This is a genomic window from Porticoccus sp. GXU_MW_L64 (assembly GCF_052983295.1).
On record NZ_JBRKJK010000012.1, the window covers coordinates 45,293 to 67,410 of the forward strand.

19 protein-coding genes are annotated in these 22,118 nt (G+C 40.3%); 10 read left to right on the plus strand and 9 right to left on the minus strand.

All coding sequences use genetic code 11. The features are described 5' to 3' along the window. Window positions 1–63 precede the first annotated feature (63 nt). The 4 genes from ACVBEJ_RS11055 to ACVBEJ_RS11070 all read right to left on the minus strand — a co-directional run bounded on the left by ACVBEJ_RS11055 (window position 64) and on the right by ACVBEJ_RS11070 (window position 3,710). A complete protein-coding gene (locus tag ACVBEJ_RS11055) occupies window positions 64–1,146 on the minus strand; it encodes a GNAT family N-acetyltransferase (protein ID WP_447129691.1) in 1,083 nt (360 codons plus the stop codon). Window positions 1,147–1,275: 129 nt separating this feature from the next. After that, window positions 1,276–2,247, minus strand: a complete 972-nt coding sequence (locus ACVBEJ_RS11060; RefSeq protein ID WP_447129692.1) for a DUF1839 family protein — start codon at window positions 2,245–2,247, stop codon at window positions 1,276–1,278. 10 nt (window positions 2,248–2,257) lie between these two features. After that, a complete protein-coding gene (locus tag ACVBEJ_RS11065) occupies window positions 2,258–3,424 on the minus strand; it encodes an acyl-CoA dehydrogenase family protein (protein WP_447129693.1) in 1,167 nt (388 codons plus the stop codon). 46 nt (window positions 3,425–3,470) lie between these two features. Further along, the gene (locus ACVBEJ_RS11070) at window positions 3,471–3,710 is read right to left on the minus strand and encodes an acyl carrier protein (protein ID WP_447129694.1); all 240 of its coding nucleotides are present in this window, start codon (window positions 3,708–3,710) and stop codon (window positions 3,471–3,473) included. 117 nt (window positions 3,711–3,827) lie between these two features. Between ACVBEJ_RS11070 and ACVBEJ_RS11075 the strand changes: the two genes are divergently transcribed. The 4 genes from ACVBEJ_RS11075 (at window position 3,828) to ACVBEJ_RS11090 (ending at window position 7,786) form a co-directional block, all read left to right on the plus strand. Beyond that, the gene (locus tag ACVBEJ_RS11075) at window positions 3,828–4,271 is read left to right on the plus strand and encodes a GNAT family N-acetyltransferase (RefSeq protein ID WP_447129695.1); all 444 of its coding nucleotides are present in this window, start codon (window positions 3,828–3,830) and stop codon (window positions 4,269–4,271) included. Window positions 4,272–4,342: 71 nt separating this feature from the next. Then, window positions 4,343–5,476 (plus strand): glycosyltransferase, encoded by a 1,134-nt coding sequence (locus ACVBEJ_RS11080; protein WP_447129696.1) that lies wholly within the window; start codon window positions 4,343–4,345, stop codon window positions 5,474–5,476. Between the two features lie 12 nt (window positions 5,477–5,488). After that, window positions 5,489–6,649 carry a DegT/DnrJ/EryC1/StrS family aminotransferase gene (locus tag ACVBEJ_RS11085; RefSeq protein WP_447129697.1) on the plus strand — a complete coding sequence of 387 codons (1,161 nt, stop codon included), beginning with the start codon at window positions 5,489–5,491 and terminating at the stop codon, window positions 6,647–6,649. 6 nt (window positions 6,650–6,655) lie between these two features. After that, the gene (locus ACVBEJ_RS11090; protein WP_447129698.1) at window positions 6,656–7,786 is read left to right on the plus strand and encodes a glycosyltransferase; all 1,131 of its coding nucleotides are present in this window, start codon (window positions 6,656–6,658) and stop codon (window positions 7,784–7,786) included. On the opposite strand, the gene ACVBEJ_RS11095 is transcribed toward ACVBEJ_RS11090, so the two are convergent. The 4 genes from ACVBEJ_RS11095 to ACVBEJ_RS11110 form a co-directional block, all read right to left on the minus strand. Beyond that, window positions 7,783–8,907, minus strand: a complete 1,125-nt coding sequence (locus ACVBEJ_RS11095) for an acyltransferase family protein (protein WP_447129699.1) — start codon at window positions 8,905–8,907, stop codon at window positions 7,783–7,785. The genes ACVBEJ_RS11090 and ACVBEJ_RS11095 overlap by 4 nt on opposite strands. A 159-nt stretch (window positions 8,908–9,066) precedes the next feature. Continuing rightward, entirely contained in the window at window positions 9,067–10,107 is a 1,041-nt protein-coding gene (locus tag ACVBEJ_RS11100) for a polysaccharide deacetylase family protein (protein ID WP_447129700.1), read from the minus strand. A gap of 130 nt (window positions 10,108–10,237) precedes the next feature. Continuing rightward, window positions 10,238–11,275 carry a hypothetical protein gene (locus tag ACVBEJ_RS11105; protein WP_447129701.1) on the minus strand — a complete coding sequence of 346 codons (1,038 nt, stop codon included), beginning with the start codon at window positions 11,273–11,275 and terminating at the stop codon, window positions 10,238–10,240. Window positions 11,276–11,280: 5 nt separating this feature from the next. Continuing rightward, window positions 11,281–12,453, minus strand: coding sequence for a carboxylate--amine ligase (locus ACVBEJ_RS11110; protein ID WP_447129702.1), 1,173 nt, complete (start codon window positions 12,451–12,453; stop codon window positions 11,281–11,283). Between the two features lie 375 nt (window positions 12,454–12,828). Here ACVBEJ_RS11110 and ACVBEJ_RS11115 point away from each other — a divergent pair, with 375 nt between their 5' ends. The 6 genes from ACVBEJ_RS11115 (at window position 12,829) to ACVBEJ_RS11140 (ending at window position 20,592) form a co-directional block, all read left to right on the plus strand. Next, a complete protein-coding gene (locus tag ACVBEJ_RS11115) occupies window positions 12,829–13,806 on the plus strand; it encodes an IS5 family transposase (protein ID WP_447129703.1) in 978 nt (325 codons plus the stop codon). A gap of 584 nt (window positions 13,807–14,390) precedes the next feature. Then, window positions 14,391–14,969 (plus strand): arsenate-mycothiol transferase ArsC, encoded by a 579-nt coding sequence (locus ACVBEJ_RS11120; protein WP_447129704.1) that lies wholly within the window; start codon window positions 14,391–14,393, stop codon window positions 14,967–14,969. Further along, the gene (locus ACVBEJ_RS11125; RefSeq protein WP_447129705.1) at window positions 14,951–16,069 is read left to right on the plus strand and encodes a hypothetical protein; all 1,119 of its coding nucleotides are present in this window, start codon (window positions 14,951–14,953) and stop codon (window positions 16,067–16,069) included. Before ACVBEJ_RS11120 ends, ACVBEJ_RS11125 begins: the two co-directional genes overlap by 19 nt. Before the next feature lie 206 nt (window positions 16,070–16,275). Then, a complete protein-coding gene (locus ACVBEJ_RS11130; RefSeq protein ID WP_447129706.1) occupies window positions 16,276–17,478 on the plus strand; it encodes an MBOAT family O-acyltransferase in 1,203 nt (400 codons plus the stop codon). A 121-nt stretch (window positions 17,479–17,599) separates the two neighbouring features. Further along, a complete protein-coding gene (locus ACVBEJ_RS11135; protein WP_447129707.1) occupies window positions 17,600–19,570 on the plus strand; it encodes an acyltransferase family protein in 1,971 nt (656 codons plus the stop codon). Beyond that, entirely contained in the window at window positions 19,567–20,592 is a 1,026-nt protein-coding gene (locus tag ACVBEJ_RS11140; protein WP_447129708.1) for an acyltransferase family protein, read from the plus strand. Before ACVBEJ_RS11135 ends, ACVBEJ_RS11140 begins: the two co-directional genes overlap by 4 nt. Here ACVBEJ_RS11140 and ACVBEJ_RS11145 read toward each other — a convergent pair. Next, complete coding sequence (locus ACVBEJ_RS11145; protein ID WP_447129709.1) at window positions 20,585–22,075, minus strand: hypothetical protein; 1,491 nt, start codon at window positions 22,073–22,075, stop codon at window positions 20,585–20,587. The genes ACVBEJ_RS11140 and ACVBEJ_RS11145 overlap by 8 nt on opposite strands. Between the last annotated feature and the right edge of the window lie 43 nt (window positions 22,076–22,118).

Below are 22,118 nucleotides of genomic sequence, written 5' to 3' on the forward strand. Positions count from 1 at the left end.
AAAGACTTGTAACGCTCAAACCCTAAAATAACCAAGAAATTCTTGGTGGTTGATTATATAAATTCACCTTTTAAGAAAATCATAAGCCTTGTATACAAACTTGTGAGTTTGTGATTTTACTAGCTGTAGTGATTGAAATTTAACACCTGGGGAGGAGATTCTCGCTTTATAGTTGCTGTGCTTGCCTTCTCCAACTAATAGGTCAAAGAAGGAAATACCATCTCGATTGCAGTATTCTTCTATGGCATATCCCAAAAGCAAGGTGCCGGTAGATATTTTTTTGTCAATGTCGCTGCGATATCCCATTAGAACATTGTAGGCGCGGTTTTTCGCGATGAAATCAAAAGTACATCCAATTGGTTTGCCATTTAATTTCAGCATTACCCCGAAAACTTTTATTCCCTGAGAGAGAATTTCCCTGAGAAACAAGTTTGTTTTATCAGGAAGATCGTACCCCCACCGGTTATGGTAAAACTCGTTGAGAACTTGAAGAAAATAATCCATATCCAAGTCAACAAGTTTTACCAGCGATACATCTCCAATACCTTCCAGTACTTTCCTTCTATTAAATAGTTTTAATCGTGAGTTTTTACCAATAGAAAGAATGTAATCATGAAAACCCCTGTCACAATTGATTTCGTAGGTGGCACCCTCATTCTGAATTCGTTGATAAAATACACCTTTGCTTGCTCTCTCTCTGAGTGCAGAATGCATTTCACAATCTAGGGGTATGTCGGAAAAAGAAAACTCATCAAATGCACCATGGCTAATAAGATAGTCGATAATTGTATTTGTTGTTTCAATGGCTTGGTTTGGCTCGGTAATAAATTGTAAATACTCCCCTTTGATCCCTTGCTCTCCATGCACTCTGCTGCCAAGAAATTGTACGCATCGAACTCTATTCAAAACACCATTTTTTTTATAAGTCGACACATACAAAGGTGCTATACCAATCAGTTTTTTATCGCCCCCATACACAGTAACGATTAACAGTTTATCGCCTTCTTGCCTGCCGTATATTTTCCACCAGCTCCAAGTCCAGCCCCAGGATAAGAATAGGGAGTCGGCATCGGATTTTTCAAGCAAACTGTCCCACTCATTTTTCATGCTTTCAAAATAATGCTCATCGATAAGAACAGCATGCATTGACGTTACTCTCAAAATTTTGAGGCTATAGAATCTTAAAACAGGTGTATCTTTTCTGGCAGGGTTAAATATTCTATGTCAACTCACCCTGCATGGCTGACAGGAAAAACTTACACCTGTAAAAGGCGTTTAATCGTATTTCGTCATCAAAGCCTGCATGCCTCTAGCCCAGGAATTTGCGCATTTATCAAATATGCTCATTTCCAACAATTCCCGTCGGGCAACAGCTCGCGCAAGCTGAAACTGGGCTATTCGAGATAGGTGTGAAATACTGTCAAAGCAATCAATGGCTTCATCCAAGTTCTTTTCCCCACCCGCAGACAACCATCGCAAGTACATTGCAGCCAATCCGTAGCAAGTACCAAATTGACGAAATGTTGCAAATGAATATTTATGATAGGTATCCATAGGTTCCTCATGAAGCCATTGGATATCTTGCAAAAATTGTTCTTTGTAAATGCTAAATGGGTTAACAGCAGGCGCTTCCTTCAGCCGTTTCTTCAGTATATTTATGGATTTTTCTCGAAGACCGTTTTCACTGCCAGGTGGTTCTTTCGAAAATTTTACAAGCTCTATGTAAGGTGGCAGATACTTCTCATCCGTTTCATTTGTTCTGAACAAGTTGTCAAAATCTTCTCCTGTCAGATGGTAGTACCCTTGACCATGGAAATACCCCAAAAACTTATTTTCAATATCTATGGCGTTAACCGCAATGGTTGTTTTCACATGTTCCGATTGATACGTTGTCGCCCGCGTATCGGGAAGGTGGTACGAGTCCACCTCCACCAGAATGGATCTTTCATTCTTGAGCTGAGTGTTAACGTGATTACAGAGAGAGTACCAGGGGTTTAGCTCTTCTATAGCCAGGCCAAATAAATCCATAAGGTCTTGATGGGGGAATTTGAAGAAAGTCCACTGGTCTCCCTCAAAATCCACACCAAAAGTGAATGGCAGTGCAGCAAGTGGTTCCAGGTTATTGGCGTGCAAAAGCTCGATAAGAACATCGACATAGCAGTTGGTTTCCTGCCAACCCCAGTCTTCGCTGTGAATACGGTGACGTGGGTAATTGTCAGGATCTAGTGTAATCAGCTGGTGCAGCATCGTTTTCGGGTTATTGTTTTAGCGTCATTTGCAGCATGGCATTGTGTTGGCGTATCCGATCATTATTCACCATCAATGCGGCACCATAGGCATCCCGCAGGTGTCGAGAAAGGCTTTTTTCACCACGATTTCGATAACCAGAAATTCCTACAATCATCAAAGATTGACCAACGATATCAACTACCATTTCAGAGCAGCGTAATTTGACGTTATTAACTGCCGATGCAAATGCAAAAGTGCCAGAAGCAACCTTCCCGTCAACAATCCGCCCCTGGTAATCATCCAGTACCTTATAAAGTCCATTACGCATACTAAAGAGTTGCTCATTAACTTCCGACAACCGAATTGCTGTGACTTGCGGCACTTCCATATTGCTTTTCGACATGTCGCGCACAGCATTGCGAGCGACTCTAACTGAATCATTCGCAATCCCAAGCCACAGAGACCCCCACAGCAAATGAGAAACTGGGTGCATTGTTTGTTCGAGAATTTCAGAAAATGGTGTGGGTTGCACTTGGGCTTCTGAGCCTTTGGAAGACATGATAAAACCACTACTGACGGTTCCGCGAAAGCCCAATGTATCCCAGTCGGATATTTGCTTCAGTTCATATTGACCTTTTTCGAGCAAAACCTGCACCTGGTCATTGGATGCAGCTTCCGGGTGTTTTCTACACGTTATCAAAATTCCGTCGGCTTCCAGGCCATAAGATATGACCGGTGCTTTCTTGCAAAGCTCGAAACCATCGGTATCAGGCTCAAGAGAACAAACACTCTTGCCCAGGTCGCCCCCTGTTCCAATTTCTGTGGTTGCAGACGCAAGTAACAATTGCTCAGCGGATAGGCGTTTCAAATAGCCCTGGAAGTAATCCGTATTGTTATGATGGTGAACCAAGCAGGCGACTTGAATCTGGTGCATGGCGTAAATCATCGCTGAAGAAGCACAGTAATGACCAAGTTCTTCGCAGATGCGTGCAATCTGCTGAATATTCAGGCCATCACCACCAAGTTCCCGAGGCACATAAGTGCTTAGAAGCCGATGTGCCTTTAATTCACCAAAGGTCTCTTCTGGGAACCGCGCTTTTTGATCAACATCAGAAGCTGCAGAAGAGATTGTCTCCTGGCCTAATTGATTAACCAGGTCCAGAATGTCTGAAAAACTACGATCAGGAGCTTGCATTTGGCCTTCCATAGTTCAAACCTATATGAAAAGTTATTTTTATAGTTTACCTACTCAGCTCTTCGACTGTGCTGCTGATTGCCTCAATACTTTGAAAAGTTTCTCTGGACAGAGCGGATTCCGGAAACTCGATGTCAAACTCGTCTTCAACAGCCAGCATGATGTTCACCGTATTCAGAGAAGTCAAACCGGCCTGATAAAGGTCACTGTCTTCACATAGTGAATCTACATCTACTGCCAATTTGGCGTATTGAGATAATATTTCCCTGATTTTTTGGCTGCTCATTAGCTATATCCTTGAACCTTGTTAATATTTGGAAACTTGAAAGCTATAGTATCTACGCAAACAGAAGGCAAATATTAAATTGTGAGTCAAGCCAGGGCAAACTCAAAAGGGGTATTTATGACAGGTGGCGTCAATAATGGAGGCGAACGATATACCTACCAGCTGGAATCATCACTCAAGGCCACTGAATTTATCGGCCTGCTGGAAAGATCCGGCTTGGCGGCCAGAAGGCCTGTCGATGATAGCGCCTGCATTACCGGCATGCTTGACAACAGCAATTTGGTGGTTACTGCTCGTCATAATGGACTCTTGATCGGGGTCGCGCGCTCTGTTACCGATTTCCATTTTTGCTGCTACCTGTCTGATCTTGCGGTGGATCGGACGTATCAGGGCTTGGGTATAGGCCGTCATTTACAACAGACCACCCTCGATCACTTGGCAGATACTTGCACGATTATCTTGCTTGCTGCACCAGATGCTGATATGTATTATGGGCACGTGGGTTATCAAAGACACAGTCGCTGTTGGGTAATAGACTCAAATAAAAAAATTATCGTCTAAGCTATATGCTCGCTTTTGGCATGACTTACAACTTAAAAAACGCTTTTCAATAGCCAAAAGAGGTGTCTTTCATGGAGATTCTTTTTTATATATCTCTATTCGGAATAATTTATAGCTACCTCATATACCCACTGATATTACTACTAACGCCCAATAAGGCAAAAATCACGCCATTTGCTCCAAAAAAATGGCCGCGAGTGGATTTAATTATTACAGCACACAATGAACAAAATCGTATTACTGAAAAACTGAATAACAGCCTAGCTATTGAATATCCACGAGACAAAATTGAAATAATCGTTGCTTCAGATTGTTCAACTGACGACACAGATGATGTGGTTTATAAATACGCCGCACAAGGCGTTAAGCTAGTACGTGCAGACCACCACCTTGGCAAAGAGTACGCACAATACTGTGCAATTCAAAAAACGAATGGAGAAATCATCGTATTTTCTGACGTTGCAACCATGATTCCTGCAGATGCCATTAAAAAAATGGTCGGCTATTTTAGCAACCCTAATGTCGGTGCAGTATCCAGTGAAGATCGTTTTATCAGTGAAGGTGGGAAGATAGTTGGTGAGGGGGCCTATGTTCGATATGAAATGTGGCTGCGACATTTGGAATCATCTCGATCCGGACTTGTTGGGTTATCTGGATCTTTCTTCGCTACTCGCCGCAAAGTATGCGAACAAGAATGGGACACACATTCGCCAAGTGACTTTAACACGGCGATAACTGCAGCCGGCTTAGGATTAGTTTCCATATCATCTCCCGATGTAGTCGGGCACTACAAAGATCTCAAGGACGAAAGGAAAGAATACCCACGCAAAGTAAGAACTGTTATTCGTGGTATTACAGCAATATCTCGTCATGTCGAGGTTTTGAATTTCAAAATATTTGGGCTTTTTTCCTTTCAGGTGTGGAGCCATAAAATTATGCGGTGGGCTGTTCCTTGGTTTCTAATTCTTGCATTTTTAAGTAATTGGGCAATAGCGAAAGAAAATCTATTTTACAGCCTGACCCTAGCCTTGCAGTTTTCAATTTATTTAGCGACTATTATTGCCTGGAAAGCACCGACACTCAAAAAATCTGCCGCTATACGGCTAATTTATTTTTTCCTGCAATCTAATCTAGCTATTTTTGACGCAACACTTCGGTTTATGTGCGGCAAAAGAATGACTGTCTGGACACCATCTGCTCGATAAGGCACTTCATGTATGTTTAATCGTATCGCTCCAGTCGGTTCGAAAATTTCTACAAAATCTGTTGCCCCGCTCCCTTCGTTGACTGAAAATTGTAATAACAGTTATTACTTTCAATCTGGAACAGAAGCTCTTGCCAGCGCATTAATACTAGCAAGAGAAAGGAAATCTGCAGAAGAGAAACCTGAAGTCATCATCCCCGGCTATGCTTGCCCTGATATTATTAGTGCTGCTCTATATGCTGGCTTGCTCCCCGTATTGATTGATATGGAGCCGGAATCACCCTATATGAAACTTGATGAAATCTCTGACGCAATTAATACCAAAACTGCAGCAATTGTGGCAATCAATTTTCTAGGCATACCAGAACGAATAAAAAACATTCGAAAATTAATTAAAGACCAGCCGATAACAATCGTCGAAGATAGCGCTCAATGGTTTCCCTCAAAAATGAATCAACCTTTTATTTCAGATGAATTTTCGGGTGACTTGGTAGTACTTAGCTTTGGCAAGGGAAAGCCGGTAAGTCTACTTGGTGGCGGAGCACTAATAATACGCGAACCAAACTTATTTGACGACCTAGAACTTCCAAAAATCACCCCTTCCTCATCTTTCCAATCAAGTGTCACTAAAAGTACGATAAAAGCATACAATGCTCTAATAAACCCCTTTTTCTACTGGATTTTAGAAAAAAATCCCTTTCTCAGTTTAGGAAAAACAGCCTTTAAAAAGCTTAGTTGTATAAAGCCTATGGATTCATACCGGGCAATACTTTTGAATAGCAATATTGTAAACTACCAAAAAAATCACAATCAAATTCAAGAAAAAATTAAACGAATGTTATGGGAAGCCGATATCAAATATGTCATTGATTTACCTAAAACTGCAAGCACATATAAAAAACAGCGATTACTGCGCTATCCTATACTCTTAAAAAATAAAAATTCTCGCAATCAGCTACTCCAGAAACTAACCGAAAGGGGCATTGGCGCTTCACCACTCTACAAAACATCACTACCCAATATACATGGCATCAAGCACAATATAATTCGCTTTAACTATCTTGAAAATTCAGAGAAGTTGGCCAATAGATTAATAACACTTCCAACACACTCTCATGTCAAAGATAGCCATCTAAAATTTATATCAGATTCTATTCAACAACTTCATTATTAGATAAATATGGGCAACACCTTAAACCAAAAAAATTACTGCGAAAAAAACTCAAACCTTAAAGTTTTACACATCATTTCGGGTGACAGGTGGGCTGGCGCTGAAGTTCAAGCATATACTCTATTGAAACACCTTAGCCACTATGCCGATATATATGTTGTCATTATGAATAGAGGAGATCTTTTTTCTCGACTGAACAAAGAAGCTATATCCGTGTTTCTTTTGGATGAAAATAAAAATAATAGCTGTCAGATTTTTTTCGAAATGTTTAAAATTATACGAAACATTCGACCTGACATCATTCACACGCATCGCCAAAAAGAAAACGTACTAGGATCTATTGCAGGATCACTATTTGGAATAAAAAGTGTTCGCACTGAGCATGGCGCTGCAGAATTCGAGCCTAACACTATACAACGGCTTTATCGATCACTAGATCAAACTACTGGGAAATTTATACAAAAAGGCATCATTGCTGTTTCGGCAGATCTAGCAATACAACTAGCTAGAATATACAAAAAAAATAAAATCTATACGATAGTCAATGGTGTAGATATTGAAGAGATTAAACACTGTTCAAAAAATACCGATTCAATAGGTTTTTCAAAAAACACAACCCATGTAGGACTAGTAGGCCGGCTAGAAGCCGTAAAGCGCGTCGATCTCTTTCTACACGCAGCAAAGTTAATACTAAAAGAGCCTTTTAAAGGAAAAAAATGGCATTTTCATATATTTGGAGATGGCGCATTACTCAAAGAACTACAAGCCTTAACCCTAGCACTCGACATTAGCAAAGATGTAACCTTTCATAAACATAGATCTGATATTTATAGCTGTATCGCAGCATTAGATATATTAGTAATGACATCAGACCATGAAGGGCTACCAATGACTATTCTAGAGACTATAGCCTTAGGAATCCCTATTGTCGCTCATTCTGTTGGGGGCATAAAAGAAATTTTTCCTAAAAATACAGGCCACTTAGTGACTGATCACTCCGCAGTAGGGTATAAAGAGGCCGTAATAAAAGTCCTTCAAAAAAGAAATCATAAAATTAATCTTCATGAAAGATTCACAGCAGAATACACTGCAAATTCAACATTTTCTTTATATCAGCATTTATTAAAAATAGTTGATTAGTACTCTCGATCTGTTTTAGATACTCTGACTTTGAAAACTCCTTGAAGTATATAGAAAAAATTTTTAGATTTTAATTCCTTGGCAATTCTTTGAGTCGGAACTTCAAAAAGCAAGTGAAATATATGTGCAACAATAATGCTAATGTAAACCCCTATAATCAAAATAATCCCTGCTTGCCATGAAGAAACAGAGTCGTTCATCAAATACTTCGCAAAAGATATTACCTTCCAACCAATGTCTGGGTGAACCAAGTACAATGGATACGAAACTGTCCCTAAATACATCAGTTTTCTCCCATTAAACAGCTTATCCATTAGTTCATATTTCCACATCAGAAATATAAGTACCGAACAGAGCACCCCTGCCACTGCGTACTCTTTAAACTTAAAAAATCCTTGAAATAAAACTTCTATCACCAACCATGAGATGAAGACATGATGTGAAAAGGGGAGGCCGCGAACGACATTACAAGCCAGTACACCCATTAAAAAATAATGCCAATTAGAGACAAAAAGTCCATTTATATTATTTTCGCAAAAACCGAGATCTAGCAAAATAGAATAAAAGCCCAAACTACAACATGAGATCACATTCACTCCGTAAGAATGAAATATGGAAATTTTCTGAGCCCCCCATATAGACAAAATATAAAAAAGATAAAACTGCACCTCTAAGCATAAGGTCCAATATACTACAGAGATTACTGGATCAGCCTCCATTAACTCCTGAAGATAGAACATATTCAGAAGAATTGTTCCTACAGAGGGGAAAACTTCACTTTGATCCAAAAATTTATTTTTGATCGCGAGCAACACCAATGCAAGCATAATGCTTGCCCAGTATGTTATATCCAGCCGAATGCTTCGTCTTAAAACAAAATTACCGAAATATCTAAAATTTACTTGGGCAGAAGCCGTACTATACGAAATAACAAAGCCACTGATAACAAAAAATATCGGGACACCTAAATAGCCATATGAAAATATTTTCAAAGCAAAATCAAAGAAGTGACCCTGAAACTGGGGTTGAATATTTCCAGAAAGATGGAAAATGACCACGCTGATCGCAGCAAGACCTCTCATCCCATGAATTGCTTTAAATTTTTTTTTGTCTTCTATCATTTGAATCTTAATAAAAACAATTATTAGTATATGATTATACGTATTGTGAGTAATGATCGGATAAAATCAGGGTGTCAGTCTTGTACTTAACAAACTGTCATACGCATCAATGATTGCTTTTTTTGAGGGCAAATGTATGCTCGACTTGTTGAATAGACATCAGAAGCGTATAGACCTAGCTTTCTCTTTCATTAATTCCACCCAACTACACAATTGAATAAAATTTTCTAATTCATCGGGGAATCCAAACCGGTGGAGTCGATAACGATTATTAGAGTTAGAATCAATATCTAGATTTACATAGCCGTGATCTACAGACAGACCCGCTCGAAGGCCCAATTCTTTAACAAACCTCATTTCACGATTACCATAATCAATATCCGTGCGCCCGGTTGGATAACACATAACATCCAGAGGGTTAGCTAGCTCTTTTTTTAGCTGTGTCCAACAGTCTGAAATTTCACTTCGGCTCTCATAATCTGACTGAAAAGCTAAGATACTGTGATTTTTTGTATGAGGTCCAAATTGGACAATTTCTGATTCCAATTCACGCGCTAAGTGCCAAGTAATAGGCTGATATGATTTTGGTGGTTCACTGCTCAGTTCAATTTCAAGATTTGCAGAAAGCTCAAGAACGCTATTAAGTGCTTCGCTTGTCTTACAGCGCTTTAGCGAAGTCCGAACCTGACTAATTACTTTTTTCCGCTCCAATGGTGTTGTTAATTTACCTTTGACAAGTAAAGAAGCATTGCAAAAATCAACATAATCCTTTGCGGTTTTTTCAATTACGTATTCGACTTGGTAATCCCAAGGCCAACTTACTCGTGACGAAAAATTACTCAATAAAAAAATTGTTACTGGATATCCAAATTCTTCAAATATAGGCACTGCCATTAGGGCCTGATCTAAAAAACCGTCATCAATAGTAAAAACTACTGATTTCTTCGGAATCTTAACATGTCCATCTAGGCCTTTAATCAGATAATCCAAGGATATAACTGAATATTTGTATTCTTTTAGATATTGCAGCGCATTTCGTAATGACTGAGTGCTATGTCCGGAAACCCCACGGTCAGAGTCTTGCATACGGTGCAACATGAAAATTGGTACGTTTTTACAGCGGTATGGATCCATCACAGCATTACTCAAGCTATTCTTCGCGGCGCTCACCAAGGCCTTCCTTACTACCGCCTTTATCATAAAACATCTCCAGATATGTGAATAATTATATCACTCACGCTTTCAATATTTGCAAAGATCGACATTAGCTCTCTTTAAAAAAATAATTTATTACATCTCTAGAAATTCGCTATCTTTAAGATTTTAACGATCAAGACCGTCCATAAATCAACTTCTCGATGACCCACCTTACCTGCAACCGAAATAGCTCAAGTTTACTTTTAGTTATTCTGCCATTTTGACTTTCTAAGAGCGCCAGCAATTTCCCTGTTGTCGTAATCCATACTGGCCTATCCACTAAATCTTCTATTCGATCTTTAAAATTTGTATTTAATTGGCCTCTCTCATTCACGAAACCCTTGCCAAAATGCGTGTATATAATTGTATAGCCTCGTTCAGCTTGTAATCGATCTACTGAATCTGGATTTAATAGTCGATTAAACGCTAATACATCATTGCCATCACTAGTATGGAACCAGCGTTTAATACCAGGTTTCAACCCATCATAGAAAGGCTCTACACCAGGTAAACGAGCGAGATTCAATTCATAAAAACTAAAATCTCTTGAATATTCGATATGCCGCCTTGCCATATCGAGCCAGTAGTACTCACTTCCTGGAACTTCGCCTGAAAACCCTTCACTAGAGATAAATTTTTCGTACAACCACTGCAGTGGCGCAAAGCTTAAACGCTTACTCCCCCAATATAGGTTATCTTTGTTAATCCTATGATTAATGTGTATTTTCGGATAAACATTTAATGCTTTGTAATAAGCTTCCAGGCCTGACGAAATTTGATTACGCTTTGTACTTCCTCCACTCACACCATGTAGTGCTATTTCATAACCTGCGGATTGGAGCTGAATTATGTAATTTCGGTACTCTACAGACTCTAAGCTCTCTCCAACAGTAAAGCCATGAGCACTTTCAGAAGCGCTTAACGGCCAGACCGTTTTTGTAGATATTACACCCTTAAGTTTTAAGAAATCGTAAACCGGTTTTATATTTTCTAACGTAGCACCATCGGTGTCGTCACAAATAGCTACTGCAAATTGCGCACCATTTGGAAATTCATAATTCTTACGACTTTCAGGCCAATATACAAACCCAAGAAACATCCCAACAAGTACAATGCAAGCAATAGATGAAATCACTAAATTACGGAAAATTTTTTTACACCAATGCTTCATTGAAATTAAGCTCTTTTCAAATATCTCTTTAATTCAAACCAAAAAGGAGCCATATCACTCAGACGATTTACTTCATAACGCATCTGAGGTTCATAAAACTTTAAAAACTTTAGAATTGCAGCACACCGTCCTGTATTTCTAATACAAGAACTTTTTCTGCATAAAAGCAAATACAAATAGTCTAAATCGCCTAGTAGCCAACGTAATTTTCTACCAGTTTGGTATGCACATAACTCAGGATCTACTTTTTTACCCTGTAAAATCTGATATACCAAAAAAGGAAAATCAACACCAGAATCAATTGCTAATTGTAACGACCCCCAGAACCTTGTATTCACTTCGATTAAGTAGGGCTTCCCACTGGCGGTCAGTTTAAATTCAACCATTGCCACACCATTCCATGAGACTTCATTCAGCAAGCGTTTGGCGTATTCCACACTCGTCAAATTTGCAGAAATACTTTCACTCAGAACGCTAACACCGCCTGAAGGTGGCCGCTCCCGTAGCCGCCGGTGAGCGAATATAGCTTTCATCTTCCCTGCCTGGGTCAGCAAGAATACCCCATGTCCTTCCCCCTGGATATACTCCTGAAGCAACACATCAATTTCGGAGTATTCAGGGATGATTCTAAACAGATTAAGTAACTCTTCTTCAGAATTAGCATAGCTAATCGGCGGGGCTATCACTCTTTCACCAATAATGGTCCGCGACATTGCGGGCTTAACAACTAACGGATACCGCAACTCATTAAGTATCAACCTTAAATCAAATACCGACCCAACTTTCCATGTTTCTGGAAATGGAATATCAAGACGCCGTGCAAGCGACTCTAAAGCACCCTTATCTGCTAGTTGAAAGATACTTTCATTTGGATTCAGAGGAACCTTTAAATCATCAAAATCAGCCCGCCGCTTAATGATGTACTGATTTGATAGATCTGTAACTGGGAATAAAGTATCGATTTCATACTTTTTCATGTAGCCTCTTATAGCGACACTACTAGCACTGGAATCACTAAAATCAGGGTACTGCAAATAGCCTGCGGAGTAGCGAGATTGACCAGAAAGCGCCTTAGATGCTGAATCAGCAGTATGAACCTCAACTCCCTGGGCACCCAGGGATCGAGTAATTGCTAAAGATGCTCTTTGATTAGCATCAAGGACAAGTGCTTTTGCCATAAGAATGTATTAACCAGCTATTTTTGATCAGTTGAGATGGATCGCTATTGCGAAACGCTTCATTTTCCTGAATACCGCCGGAACCCGCGAGGATAATACCACGCCTAACCATTTTTCTTGCAAAAGGTGTATACAAGTGGGCGATTGGGCGCCTCAAAAGCACAATTCCACATTTATCAATGGGTAATTTTTCACTTAAAAGGCCTTGAAACCGTAACGACTAGCACATTCGCTCCAACAGCCTCCAGATAGGTTCAACTATCCCGTACCCGCTGCTGACTTGACAACTCTGTAAAAAACGGAATCAATAAGGCAACTCTGATTAATTCACTAACTGAGCGATAATAGCAATATATTCACCAGCTCGAGATACCAATGCGCCAACAATCCCTGACAGATGGTTTTGAAAAACACCGCAAGAAAACCCGCAAAGAGCGTTTTCTGGAAGACATGAATACCATTATTCCCTGGGAAGGCTTGGTTGGTGCGGTTGAGCCATTCTACCCCAAACCCAAAGGTGCAGGCCGCCGCCCTATTGGTATCGAACGAATGCTGAGGATTTACTTCCTTCAACACTGGTTCAACTTGTCAGACCCGGCGGCAGAAGAAGCCATTTACGACTCACGAGCCATGCGGCAGTTTGTGGGTATCGACCTGGGCAATGAACCGGCGCCGGATGAGACCACCATCTGCAAGTTTCGCCACCTGATGGAACGCCATAATCTGGGAGATCAATTCTTCCATCTGGTGAACGAATACCTTCAGGAAAATGGCATGAAGGTCAGCCGAGGTACCATCGTTGATGCCACCATTATCAATGCGCCGAGCTCTACCAAGAACAAGAAGAAAGAACGCGACCCGGATATGCGCCAAACCCGTAAAGGTAACCAGTGGTATTTTGGCATGAAGGCCCATATCGGTGTGGATAGCCAGAGCAAGTTGATTCACTCGGTTGTCGCGACTTCAGCCAATGTCCACGACTCAACAGTGATCGGTGATTTGCTTCACGGTGAGGAAACCCGTGTTTGGGGTGATTCAGCATACTCTGGCAAAACGTCAGTCATAAATGCAGTAGCACCAAAGGCTAAGGACCTTACCCAGAAGAAAGGTAGCCGCAATCGGAAGCTGACAGATAAAGAGCGCTTAGCAAACCGATACAAATCCAAGACCCGAGCCAGAGTTGAACACTTGTTCGGCATTATGAAAGGCCGGTTTGGTTTTACCAAAACCCGTTATAAAGGCATTGATAAAAATGCCCACCATTTATTTGTTACCTGTGCGCTGACGAACCTGGTGGTGGCGAAGGGGCATTTGTTGAAGCAACCGATGCAGGTGCAGGCGAAGTGCGCCTAAAAATCGGGGTATAGGTCCCGAAGAGGTAAATATACGCGCAAATAACGCGTTATTTGCGCCAAATTGGAGAAAATTGAGTGTCTGAAATTGCTCAAGCCCTGAAACAGGGGCGCTTCGTCAATTAATCAGATGTTCCATAACATAATCCCGCCTTTATTAATCGTATCAACTACGCTCTGAAACACATCGATACTCAACGTCTCAATCCCCTTGGCACTTAACAAAGAAGCCGTTGGCATACCTACATACCCCCTACGATTACTGCGCTGCCAAATCAACACCCAAATGTACCATTGATCGTGTACGGCTCGCCCTCACTTGTACATAAGGGTTCTTTTACGCAAAATTGGCACTATAAGCACCTCTAAATATTGCTTATTAGCTGTCAAAAAAAGGCGCAACACCGACAGATTCAACCAGGCATGTAAATTTTTAGAGGCGGCCATAATACACTCTGAAACCACAGACATAGTTTAGAGTACCAGCCAAACTCTGCTGGATGGTTGAAAGGCCCCTCTACATTTAGTGCAGATATTTGCGATACTGGGGAGTTGAGCAAGGCAGTTACAGGGGAAATAGAGCGAATGCCTTCAGTTTTACATCGCTATGGCGGCAAAAAAAAGCTACTTTTTTGGATTTTTGACGCTATTAGATGGCGACTTGGTTACTATAAAAACTCCAGAGCAATAGGCTGGGAGGAAGTCGAGAGAATCATTTTTGTGTGCAAAGGCAATATTTGCCGTAGTGCCTATGCACACGCCTATGCGACCAACACAAAACTGAGCGAATACGTAAAGATAGACTCTTTTGGGGTAGAAACAACCCCAGGAAAGGCAGCCAATAACCGAGCCATCTGTATCGCGAAAAAAAGAGGGCTTAGCCTGGCCAGCCATAGCACCAAACAACCTGACGCACTCACTTTAACAAAGGGCGACTTAATCCTGCATATGGAGCCTGCCCATAAATACCAGCTCGCCCAATTGATAGGAAAAGTTCCAGGTCAAGAGTCCTATTTAGCTCTATGGGCCAATCAGCCAGCCTATATACCTGACCCATACGGAGCAGAGAACTCTGCCTTTGAGCGGTGCTTCAGCTTGATTGAAAACTCCATTGACGCAGTATCAGAAAGAATCGAACTAGCAAAATGCCTGAATCACATGTAAACCGAGGGGGAAAAGCTGCCGCCACCCACGATGACGGCTTCAATATCAAGACGCTCACCTTGCGTATAAGCATTTGTTCTATAGCCATCATCATTATCGCAGAACTGGGGCTTAGGCTATTCGTTACCGCCCCGTCTCGCCAACTTTTTGACTCAGAAATAGGTTGGCGCTACATTCCAAACAGCACACTCGTCCATAGCGGCGAAGGCTACGCTTTTCATCGGCTGAATGAACTTGGGATGAATGACGGCCCCCTCCACGCAAAAACCAACTCACACAAAATACTGGTTTCAGGTGATTCATTTGTAGAGGCGTTAGAAGTGAGTCGCGACAGAAACTTTGTGAGCCTTTTGGACAGCTCGCACCCCGACATAGACTTTATCAATAGCGGTCGCGGCGACTTCACCCCAATACACCAACCCATTGTATTAAGCAGATTACAACAGCATATTCGCCCGGCAAGCAATTTACTTTTTATTTCAGCCGGGGACATAGGTGCGCTATTGTCATCGCCGAGCCAAATAATACGCAGCCATAAAAACAAAATTCTTGACCTTAAACCCACGAGCCACAGCAAAGACCAATTAAAAGACAAGTTCAGAGTGGTTCTCCACCATTCGGCATTAGCTACGTATATAATGCGCAGATATCATCGGGAGTTAAAAAATATTATTGGTTTCGTTAATAACCCCTGTATATTCAATTGTCCCGAAAAAGTTGACGACAATGCTGCCCTATCAACAGATACACACGCAGCCAGAGAAGAAAAGATCAACCGTTTGAGCTTTATTTTAAAGTCGCTGAATACAGAATTACCAACCAAAGTTTTCTATATTCCCACCGTTATTTATTCTCCATATGGGAAAGCTTATATCAGTGAATTCTCTAAAAACGAATTATCCATCATCAAAAAATCTACAAACTCAACAAAGATTGAATTCCATAATCTATCGCCTGTTTTCATAAAAAACTACCGATCAACAGGAAAAGCCGCTTTTGGCTTTCACAATACACAAGTAGGAGGCGAAGGCCACTTAAATCATTATGGGCACCGTATTGTTTCAGAATACATTATTAGCAATGTTGAGTTAGTTAGATGATATTTACCTCCCTTACATTTTTGGTATTCTTTAGCATATTGAGCTTATTTCTAGTCGTATTTAAATCCACAAATAGTCGGCTTAATGTTCTACTGATATTCAGCTATATCTTTTATGCTTGGTGGAACGCAACCTATTTATTGCTTATTGCTGCCAGTAGCATTTGGGGGTGGGGGCTCGGCTTGTTGATGACAAGATCTGACAGCATGACCAAGAAAAAAATCTGCTTGATTACAAGCCTTTTTCTCAGCCTGTCAGTGTTAGCTTTTTTTAAGTATGCTGATTTTATAATAAATAATTTATATCTTGCTTTTGACAGAGAGAGAAATGATAGTTTTGACATTCTTTTGCCCGTGGGAATTTCTTTTTTCACATTTCAGACGATGAGCTATACCATCGATTTATACAGAGGGAATATTGAGCCCTGCCATAGTTTGAAAAAATTTATGCTCTTTGTAGCATTTTTCCCTCAGCTGGTTGCCGGACCAATCGTAAGAGCATCAAATTTTTTACCGCAACTCAATAAAAAAATTCGCTTCAATCGAGACGATATATTAATAGGTGGGCAAATATTTCTCGGCGGCGCCATACAAAAAGTACTCTTTGCTGACAATTTGAGTACATTTGTAGACCCTGTATTTTCAACCCCTGAACTCTATTCAACCGCAACACTTTGGCTGTCACTACTGAGTTATGCCCTACAAATATTTTGTGATTTTTCCGGATACTCATTGATGGCTATAGGAATTGCGCGAACAATAGGGTTTAGATTACCCCCTAATTTTAACATGCCTTATTTATCGCGCTCCGTAACCGAGCTTTGGACTCGCTGGCATATTTCACTTTCTTCCTGGCTTAAAGATTATCTCTATATATCGCTAGGGGGTAGCCGAAAGGGTGAAGTAGCCACTTACTGTAATCTGTGCATCACCATGATATTAGGCGGGTTATGGCATGGAGCCAGCTGGAATTTCGTTCTTTGGGGTGCAGGTCACGGCTTTGCTCTCGCCATTCATAAATTTTGGGCGAAGCACACATGTAATTTATCTATTAAAAACAAAGCCCCTTATAAATTAGCCGCCTGGAGCCTGACATTTATCACCATCGCTTTATTATGGGTACCATTTAGAGCTGAAAATTTTTCAGCCACAAGAAGCTTTATCCACGGCCTTTTTATGGGAAACGATGGCATATTCTGGGCCAGCACGAAGTGCTGCGTATTAATTACTCTAGCCTTGTTTTGGCATATTTCGTACGCGATAAGGTGGAAGCCACTGCTTAAATTTCCATCGCCAAGTTTTAATTTTGTTACTGGCTATATTGGCATAAGCTGCATTTTGGCAGCATTAATGGCCATTTTGTTATTTTCACCACGGGATACTACGCCCTTTATTTACTTTCAATTTTAGAGCTTTCTCACAATAAAATTTAAAGAGCATCAATAAAAATTATTTTTGAACTTCTGATTTACTTATTCAGGCATTTACACCTTCTCTAGATTTAAGAAAAACTTCAAATTAGAGTAAACTTATGCAATATAGACCCGAAATAGATGGATTACGTGCGCTTGCTGTCGTACCCGTTATTTTTTTTCACGCTGGGTTTGAATATTTTGGCGGCGGCTTTGTTGGAGTAGATATCTTTTTTGTTATAAGCGGCTATCTAATCACCTCTATAATAATAGCCGAAATAGAGAAAAATAAATTTTCTATAAATAATTTTTATGAACGAAGAGCACGTAGAATATTACCCGCTTTGAGCGCATGCCTTCTTGTGACATCACTATCTTCATTAGTTTTGATGCCCCCCCCCCTATTAGAGGAATATTCTAAAAGCCTTATATCAGTTGCGACTTTTTTGTCTAACGTGCATTTTTATCGAAGCAGCGATTACTTTTCTCCAGCATCCGAAGAAAACCCACTATTGCACACTTGGAGTCTATCCGTCGAAGAGCAATACTACTTATTTTTTCCAATCGTAATTTTTTTACTCTGGCCTTTAGGAAAAAAATGGGTTGTTTCCATACTGGCCGTTACCGCGGTAGCATCCCTCGCTTTGGCACAGACTCTGGCAACGGGGAATCAAGCATATGCAAACTTCTATCTTATATTTAGTAGGGCTTGGGAGTTGTTTTTTGGTTCAATAGCTGCATTTTTCTGGTATAAAAAAATAGAGGCAGCGCCTTTAATCAAAGAATCACTCAGTCTTTTGGGTCTTATATTTATATTCTTTTCGATTGTAGCGTTCAATAAATATACACCATATCCAAGTGTTTTTACCCTTGTCCCTGTACTTGGAACTTTAATGTTGATTTTATTCGCTACAGAGGGAACAACAATTAAAAAGTTACTATCGATAAAACCCATAGTATTTACAGGACTGCTATCCTATTCGCTCTATCTTTGGCACCAACCATTTTTTGCATTCCTTCGTATTAAGTCAATCGGTATGCCAGAAACTAAGCTGTTTTTTATAGCAATAATTATTATTGCTATAATAGCCTATCTTAGCTGGAAGTATATTGAAATCCCCTTTAGATCGAAGTCGAAGTTTTCTAAGCGAACAATTTTTCTCTACTCAGGCTCTTCTTTATGCGTTTTTATAGCTATCGGATTGATAGGATATTGGAGCGAAGGCCTCCCTTCTAGATATGAAAAATCTCTGTATAACAATAGAGCCAACCCGAGTCCCAAAAGGGCTGAGTGTACAACAAAGGGGCAGAACTACCTGAAACCTCAGAATGGCTGCACTTACTTCGGAGACAATGTAAGGTGGGCTGCCCTCGGGGATAGCCACGTCATCGAGCTAGCTTACTCTTTAGCAAAAATAATTGAGCCTAAAAATGAAGGGCTTCGCCATCTTAGCTTTAGCGGCTGCCCACCTATAATTAACTACAAAACAAAAAATATAGGTTGCAGCGAATGGCTAAATGAGTCGCTGGAGTATTTGGAAAATGATTCATCTATAAATAACGTAATTGTCGCCTTTAGATTTAGCTATTATTTTTTTGGCGACCAAAAAAACTCATATCCAGATTTACCCAATACTTCACCTGCCTTTAATTTTGCAGCTCCTCCCAAAGAAGACCTAAGAGAGCTTTTATGGAAAGATTTTGTGGAAATTATCGAAAGGTTAATTGCTTCCAATAAAACTGTTTATATAGTTTATCCGTTTCCGGAATTACCAACACACATAGATAAAGCCACTTCGCCTTTCTCAGTATTCTCCAGCCAAACAGCAATTCCAAACTTGGAAAAAGCTATCTCTGTAGAGTACTATCGCAATAGGAATTCATATATACTAGAAAAACTCAGCTCGCTACCGTATAACGAAAAACTTATTGCTATTGCACCTCTCAAAACTATTTGCAGCGTAGATTACTGTCCTGCCGCATTACACTCAAAGATTCTCTACTTTGATGACAACCACTTAGGCCTACAAGGCACTCAGCTACTTTTAAGCCCAATTTTTAAGGGAACATCAAGCAAGGACTTAAAATGAAAATAGCGGAATTCCATAAAGTACCAGGGGGCTTGGAAATCACGAGTAAAGTTGGATATCTGGATGGTTGGAGAGGAGTTGCCATCACATTTGTACTTGTATCACACTTTACTCAATTTCCTTTTGTTAATTTTGGCAGGCTTGGCGTAGACATTTTCTTCGTACTATCAGGCTTGCTAATGGCAAATATACTATTTGTCAAAAAAACCCCACTAGGAATATTTTATAAGCGAAGATTTAGTAGAATTGTACCAATTTTTTTTATTTTTGTTACTACAGTTTATGTAGCTAGTGCAATCAACAATTCATCTCTGGAACATAAAAATATAATATATACGCTAACTTTTCTTAGAACATATTTACCAACGCAACCTGGCATCTGGGACACTGAGTTACCTATAGGCCATTTATGGTCCCTTCATGTAGAAGAACACTGTTATATTTTACTAAGTTTGGTTACGCTCATACGCTTCTTTCGAGGAAAAGAATACCTTCTGCTTGGTGCTTTAGGACTAGTCTCTACCAGCTTGCATGCCATTTATATAAAGTTTCCCGAATTAAGTGATGGAAGTTATATTACAAACTCCGAAATTACAGCAAGCCACTTGTTACTATCTTCTGCGTATTTCTTATTTCTCAAAAAAAATCAGATCACAGTACATCCCTTTATACCAATCCTAACTTTTTTATTAGCTGTTCTTTGCTACACAAAAATGACACCCTGGTATTCGTCATGGCTTTTTTCTCCATTCCTTTTAGCATTTACCGTAAATCACCTAAACTTTCTCCCTAAAATAGGCATCCATATATTATCCAACCCCATACTTAAAAAACTCGGAATTTGGTCATTTTCTATCTACTTGTGGCAACAGCCGTTTTATCAATACTGCATAAAAGGTGCATCTATAGACTTTTTAACATCTTTAGGGTGGCTATTACTGGCCATTATCACAGGAGTTTTTTCGTTCTATACTGTAGAAAACCCAGTCCGGAATTTCTTAAATAAGAAATGGACTAATTAACTCTGATGAAGAAGCCTTCTGGAGTGCGGGGAGACGAATTAGGTACAGCAGCTGTACCACGGTCAAAAACACCTATGATTTCGTTTCCATTTTGATAGGGACCGACATTCGCCGAACCTTCAACAAAATCGATAGCCGGAGAACCCTCAGGAAGCGAATAGTCCCCTACTGCGATGTTTCGAGCCAATGCATTCCCCTCAAGAACTGCAGAGTTAGCCCCGGGACTCGAAGGAAGAGTGGAATCTCTTGCAGCTTGCCATTCACTTAAAGTTGTAAATTGCTTACCACCATCTTGATACCTAAACAGTTCCACTTGAGGGTTAACAGCAAATACATTGTAATCGCTACGGCTTATTGATTGCTGATAATCCCTAAGATCTAAATGTTTATTAGAGTTTCCGTAAAAAATATTTCCCAACAAAGACATTTCATGACTAACGGTAAAGTGATAGATAACTATATCGACTGGGGTTGAGATAGTCAGGCCACCATTAGTATTAAAAAAATTATGTTCTATATTACTTTTCCCTGAGTTGACAGTTCCCGTGATGCTCACCCCAATATTGTATTTGTCAAAAATATTGTTTGAGACAATATTCCAGCCACCACTGCCGCGTTCATCAGCTTGAGAGACAAAACCACTCCCTACATTATGTATATAATTGCGCCTCACAATCGCCTGATATTCAGAAGCTGGACAATCCAAAGCACTTGCCTTCCAATAAACAGCATTATTTACGTTGGTTATTTCATTATTTTCGATAATAACCTGATGGGTACTGTATGAAAGAATACCTTCGTTATGACTGCCCAAAGATTGCCCATTTTCAGTAGTTACTTTGTCAATCAAGTTATTCCGTACAATCCACTCTCGGGCACCATACATACGAATGGCCGCATTGTTTCCTCCGGCAATATACCCATGAGTGTTATAAATTTTATTGCCTTCGATAACCACGCCATAGGACCAATCAGATGGGTTATTGCAGCTGGCTGAAGGGCCAGCGTCCGATGTCACAATGGCACTCGCTAAAGCATTACGAATTACAAAATTTTTAATATGAATGTAATCTTGATGGCCTGCCAAATAAAAGCCCAGATAGGATTGCTGGAGATCAATAACAACCTCGTCTTCATCCCCAGGGGCTGCCTGTATGGTAATCGGCTGTTCGCGCGTTCCACTTTTATCTATATACATGGATATCGGAATTTGGAAGAAATTCTTCCCTGCCGAGTTTGTTTCGCGGTAGGTTCCAGCTTTAACATTAAGGGTATCACCTGCGGCCAACTTGGTTATACCTTGCTGAATTGTTCTGCATGGCTGGGAAGATGAACAAGGGCCGGCATCATCACCTTCCAGTGAAACCCAATAGGTTTCAGCATACACAGCTGAAGTTGTTGAAAAAACAGCATAAACTGCCAGAATACAAAGAAACTTTTGATACATGATAGCCACCCGGAGCTTCTCTTTGAGATCGCTCATATCTTAATTAACTAGAATTGCCCTTCAAACATAGCCAAAGACA

Coding starts and splice junctions, on each gene's coding strand:
- ACVBEJ_RS11055 (WP_447129691.1), bottom strand. CDS start 1,146: ATGCATGCTGTTCTTATCGATGAGCATTATTTTGAAAGCATGAAAAAT.
- ACVBEJ_RS11060 (WP_447129692.1), bottom strand. CDS start 2,247: ATGCTGCACCAGCTGATTACACTAGATCCTGACAATTACCCACGTCAC.
- ACVBEJ_RS11065 (WP_447129693.1), bottom strand. CDS start 3,424: ATGCAAGCTCCTGATCGTAGTTTTTCAGACATTCTGGACCTGGTTAAT.
- ACVBEJ_RS11070 (WP_447129694.1), bottom strand. CDS start 3,710: ATGAGCAGCCAAAAAATCAGGGAAATATTATCTCAATACGCCAAATTG.
- ACVBEJ_RS11075 (WP_447129695.1), top strand. CDS start 3,828: ATGACAGGTGGCGTCAATAATGGAGGCGAACGATATACCTACCAGCTG.
- ACVBEJ_RS11080 (WP_447129696.1), top strand. CDS start 4,343: ATGGAGATTCTTTTTTATATATCTCTATTCGGAATAATTTATAGCTAC.
- ACVBEJ_RS11085 (WP_447129697.1), top strand. CDS start 5,489: ATGTTTAATCGTATCGCTCCAGTCGGTTCGAAAATTTCTACAAAATCT.
- ACVBEJ_RS11090 (WP_447129698.1), top strand. CDS start 6,656: ATGGGCAACACCTTAAACCAAAAAAATTACTGCGAAAAAAACTCAAAC.
- ACVBEJ_RS11095 (WP_447129699.1), bottom strand. CDS start 8,907: ATGATAGAAGACAAAAAAAAATTTAAAGCAATTCATGGGATGAGAGGT.
- ACVBEJ_RS11100 (WP_447129700.1), bottom strand. CDS start 10,107: ATGATAAAGGCGGTAGTAAGGAAGGCCTTGGTGAGCGCCGCGAAGAAT.
- ACVBEJ_RS11105 (WP_447129701.1), bottom strand. CDS start 11,275: ATGAAGCATTGGTGTAAAAAAATTTTCCGTAATTTAGTGATTTCATCT.
- ACVBEJ_RS11110 (WP_447129702.1), bottom strand. CDS start 12,453: ATGGCAAAAGCACTTGTCCTTGATGCTAATCAAAGAGCATCTTTAGCA.
- ACVBEJ_RS11115 (WP_447129703.1), top strand. CDS start 12,829: ATGCGCCAACAATCCCTGACAGATGGTTTTGAAAAACACCGCAAGAAA.
- ACVBEJ_RS11120 (WP_447129704.1), top strand. CDS start 14,391: ATGCCTTCAGTTTTACATCGCTATGGCGGCAAAAAAAAGCTACTTTTT.
- ACVBEJ_RS11125 (WP_447129705.1), top strand. CDS start 14,951: ATGCCTGAATCACATGTAAACCGAGGGGGAAAAGCTGCCGCCACCCAC.
- ACVBEJ_RS11130 (WP_447129706.1), top strand. CDS start 16,276: ATGACCAAGAAAAAAATCTGCTTGATTACAAGCCTTTTTCTCAGCCTG.
- ACVBEJ_RS11135 (WP_447129707.1), top strand. CDS start 17,600: ATGCAATATAGACCCGAAATAGATGGATTACGTGCGCTTGCTGTCGTA.
- ACVBEJ_RS11140 (WP_447129708.1), top strand. CDS start 19,567: ATGAAAATAGCGGAATTCCATAAAGTACCAGGGGGCTTGGAAATCACG.
- ACVBEJ_RS11145 (WP_447129709.1), bottom strand. CDS start 22,075: ATGAGCGATCTCAAAGAGAAGCTCCGGGTGGCTATCATGTATCAAAAG.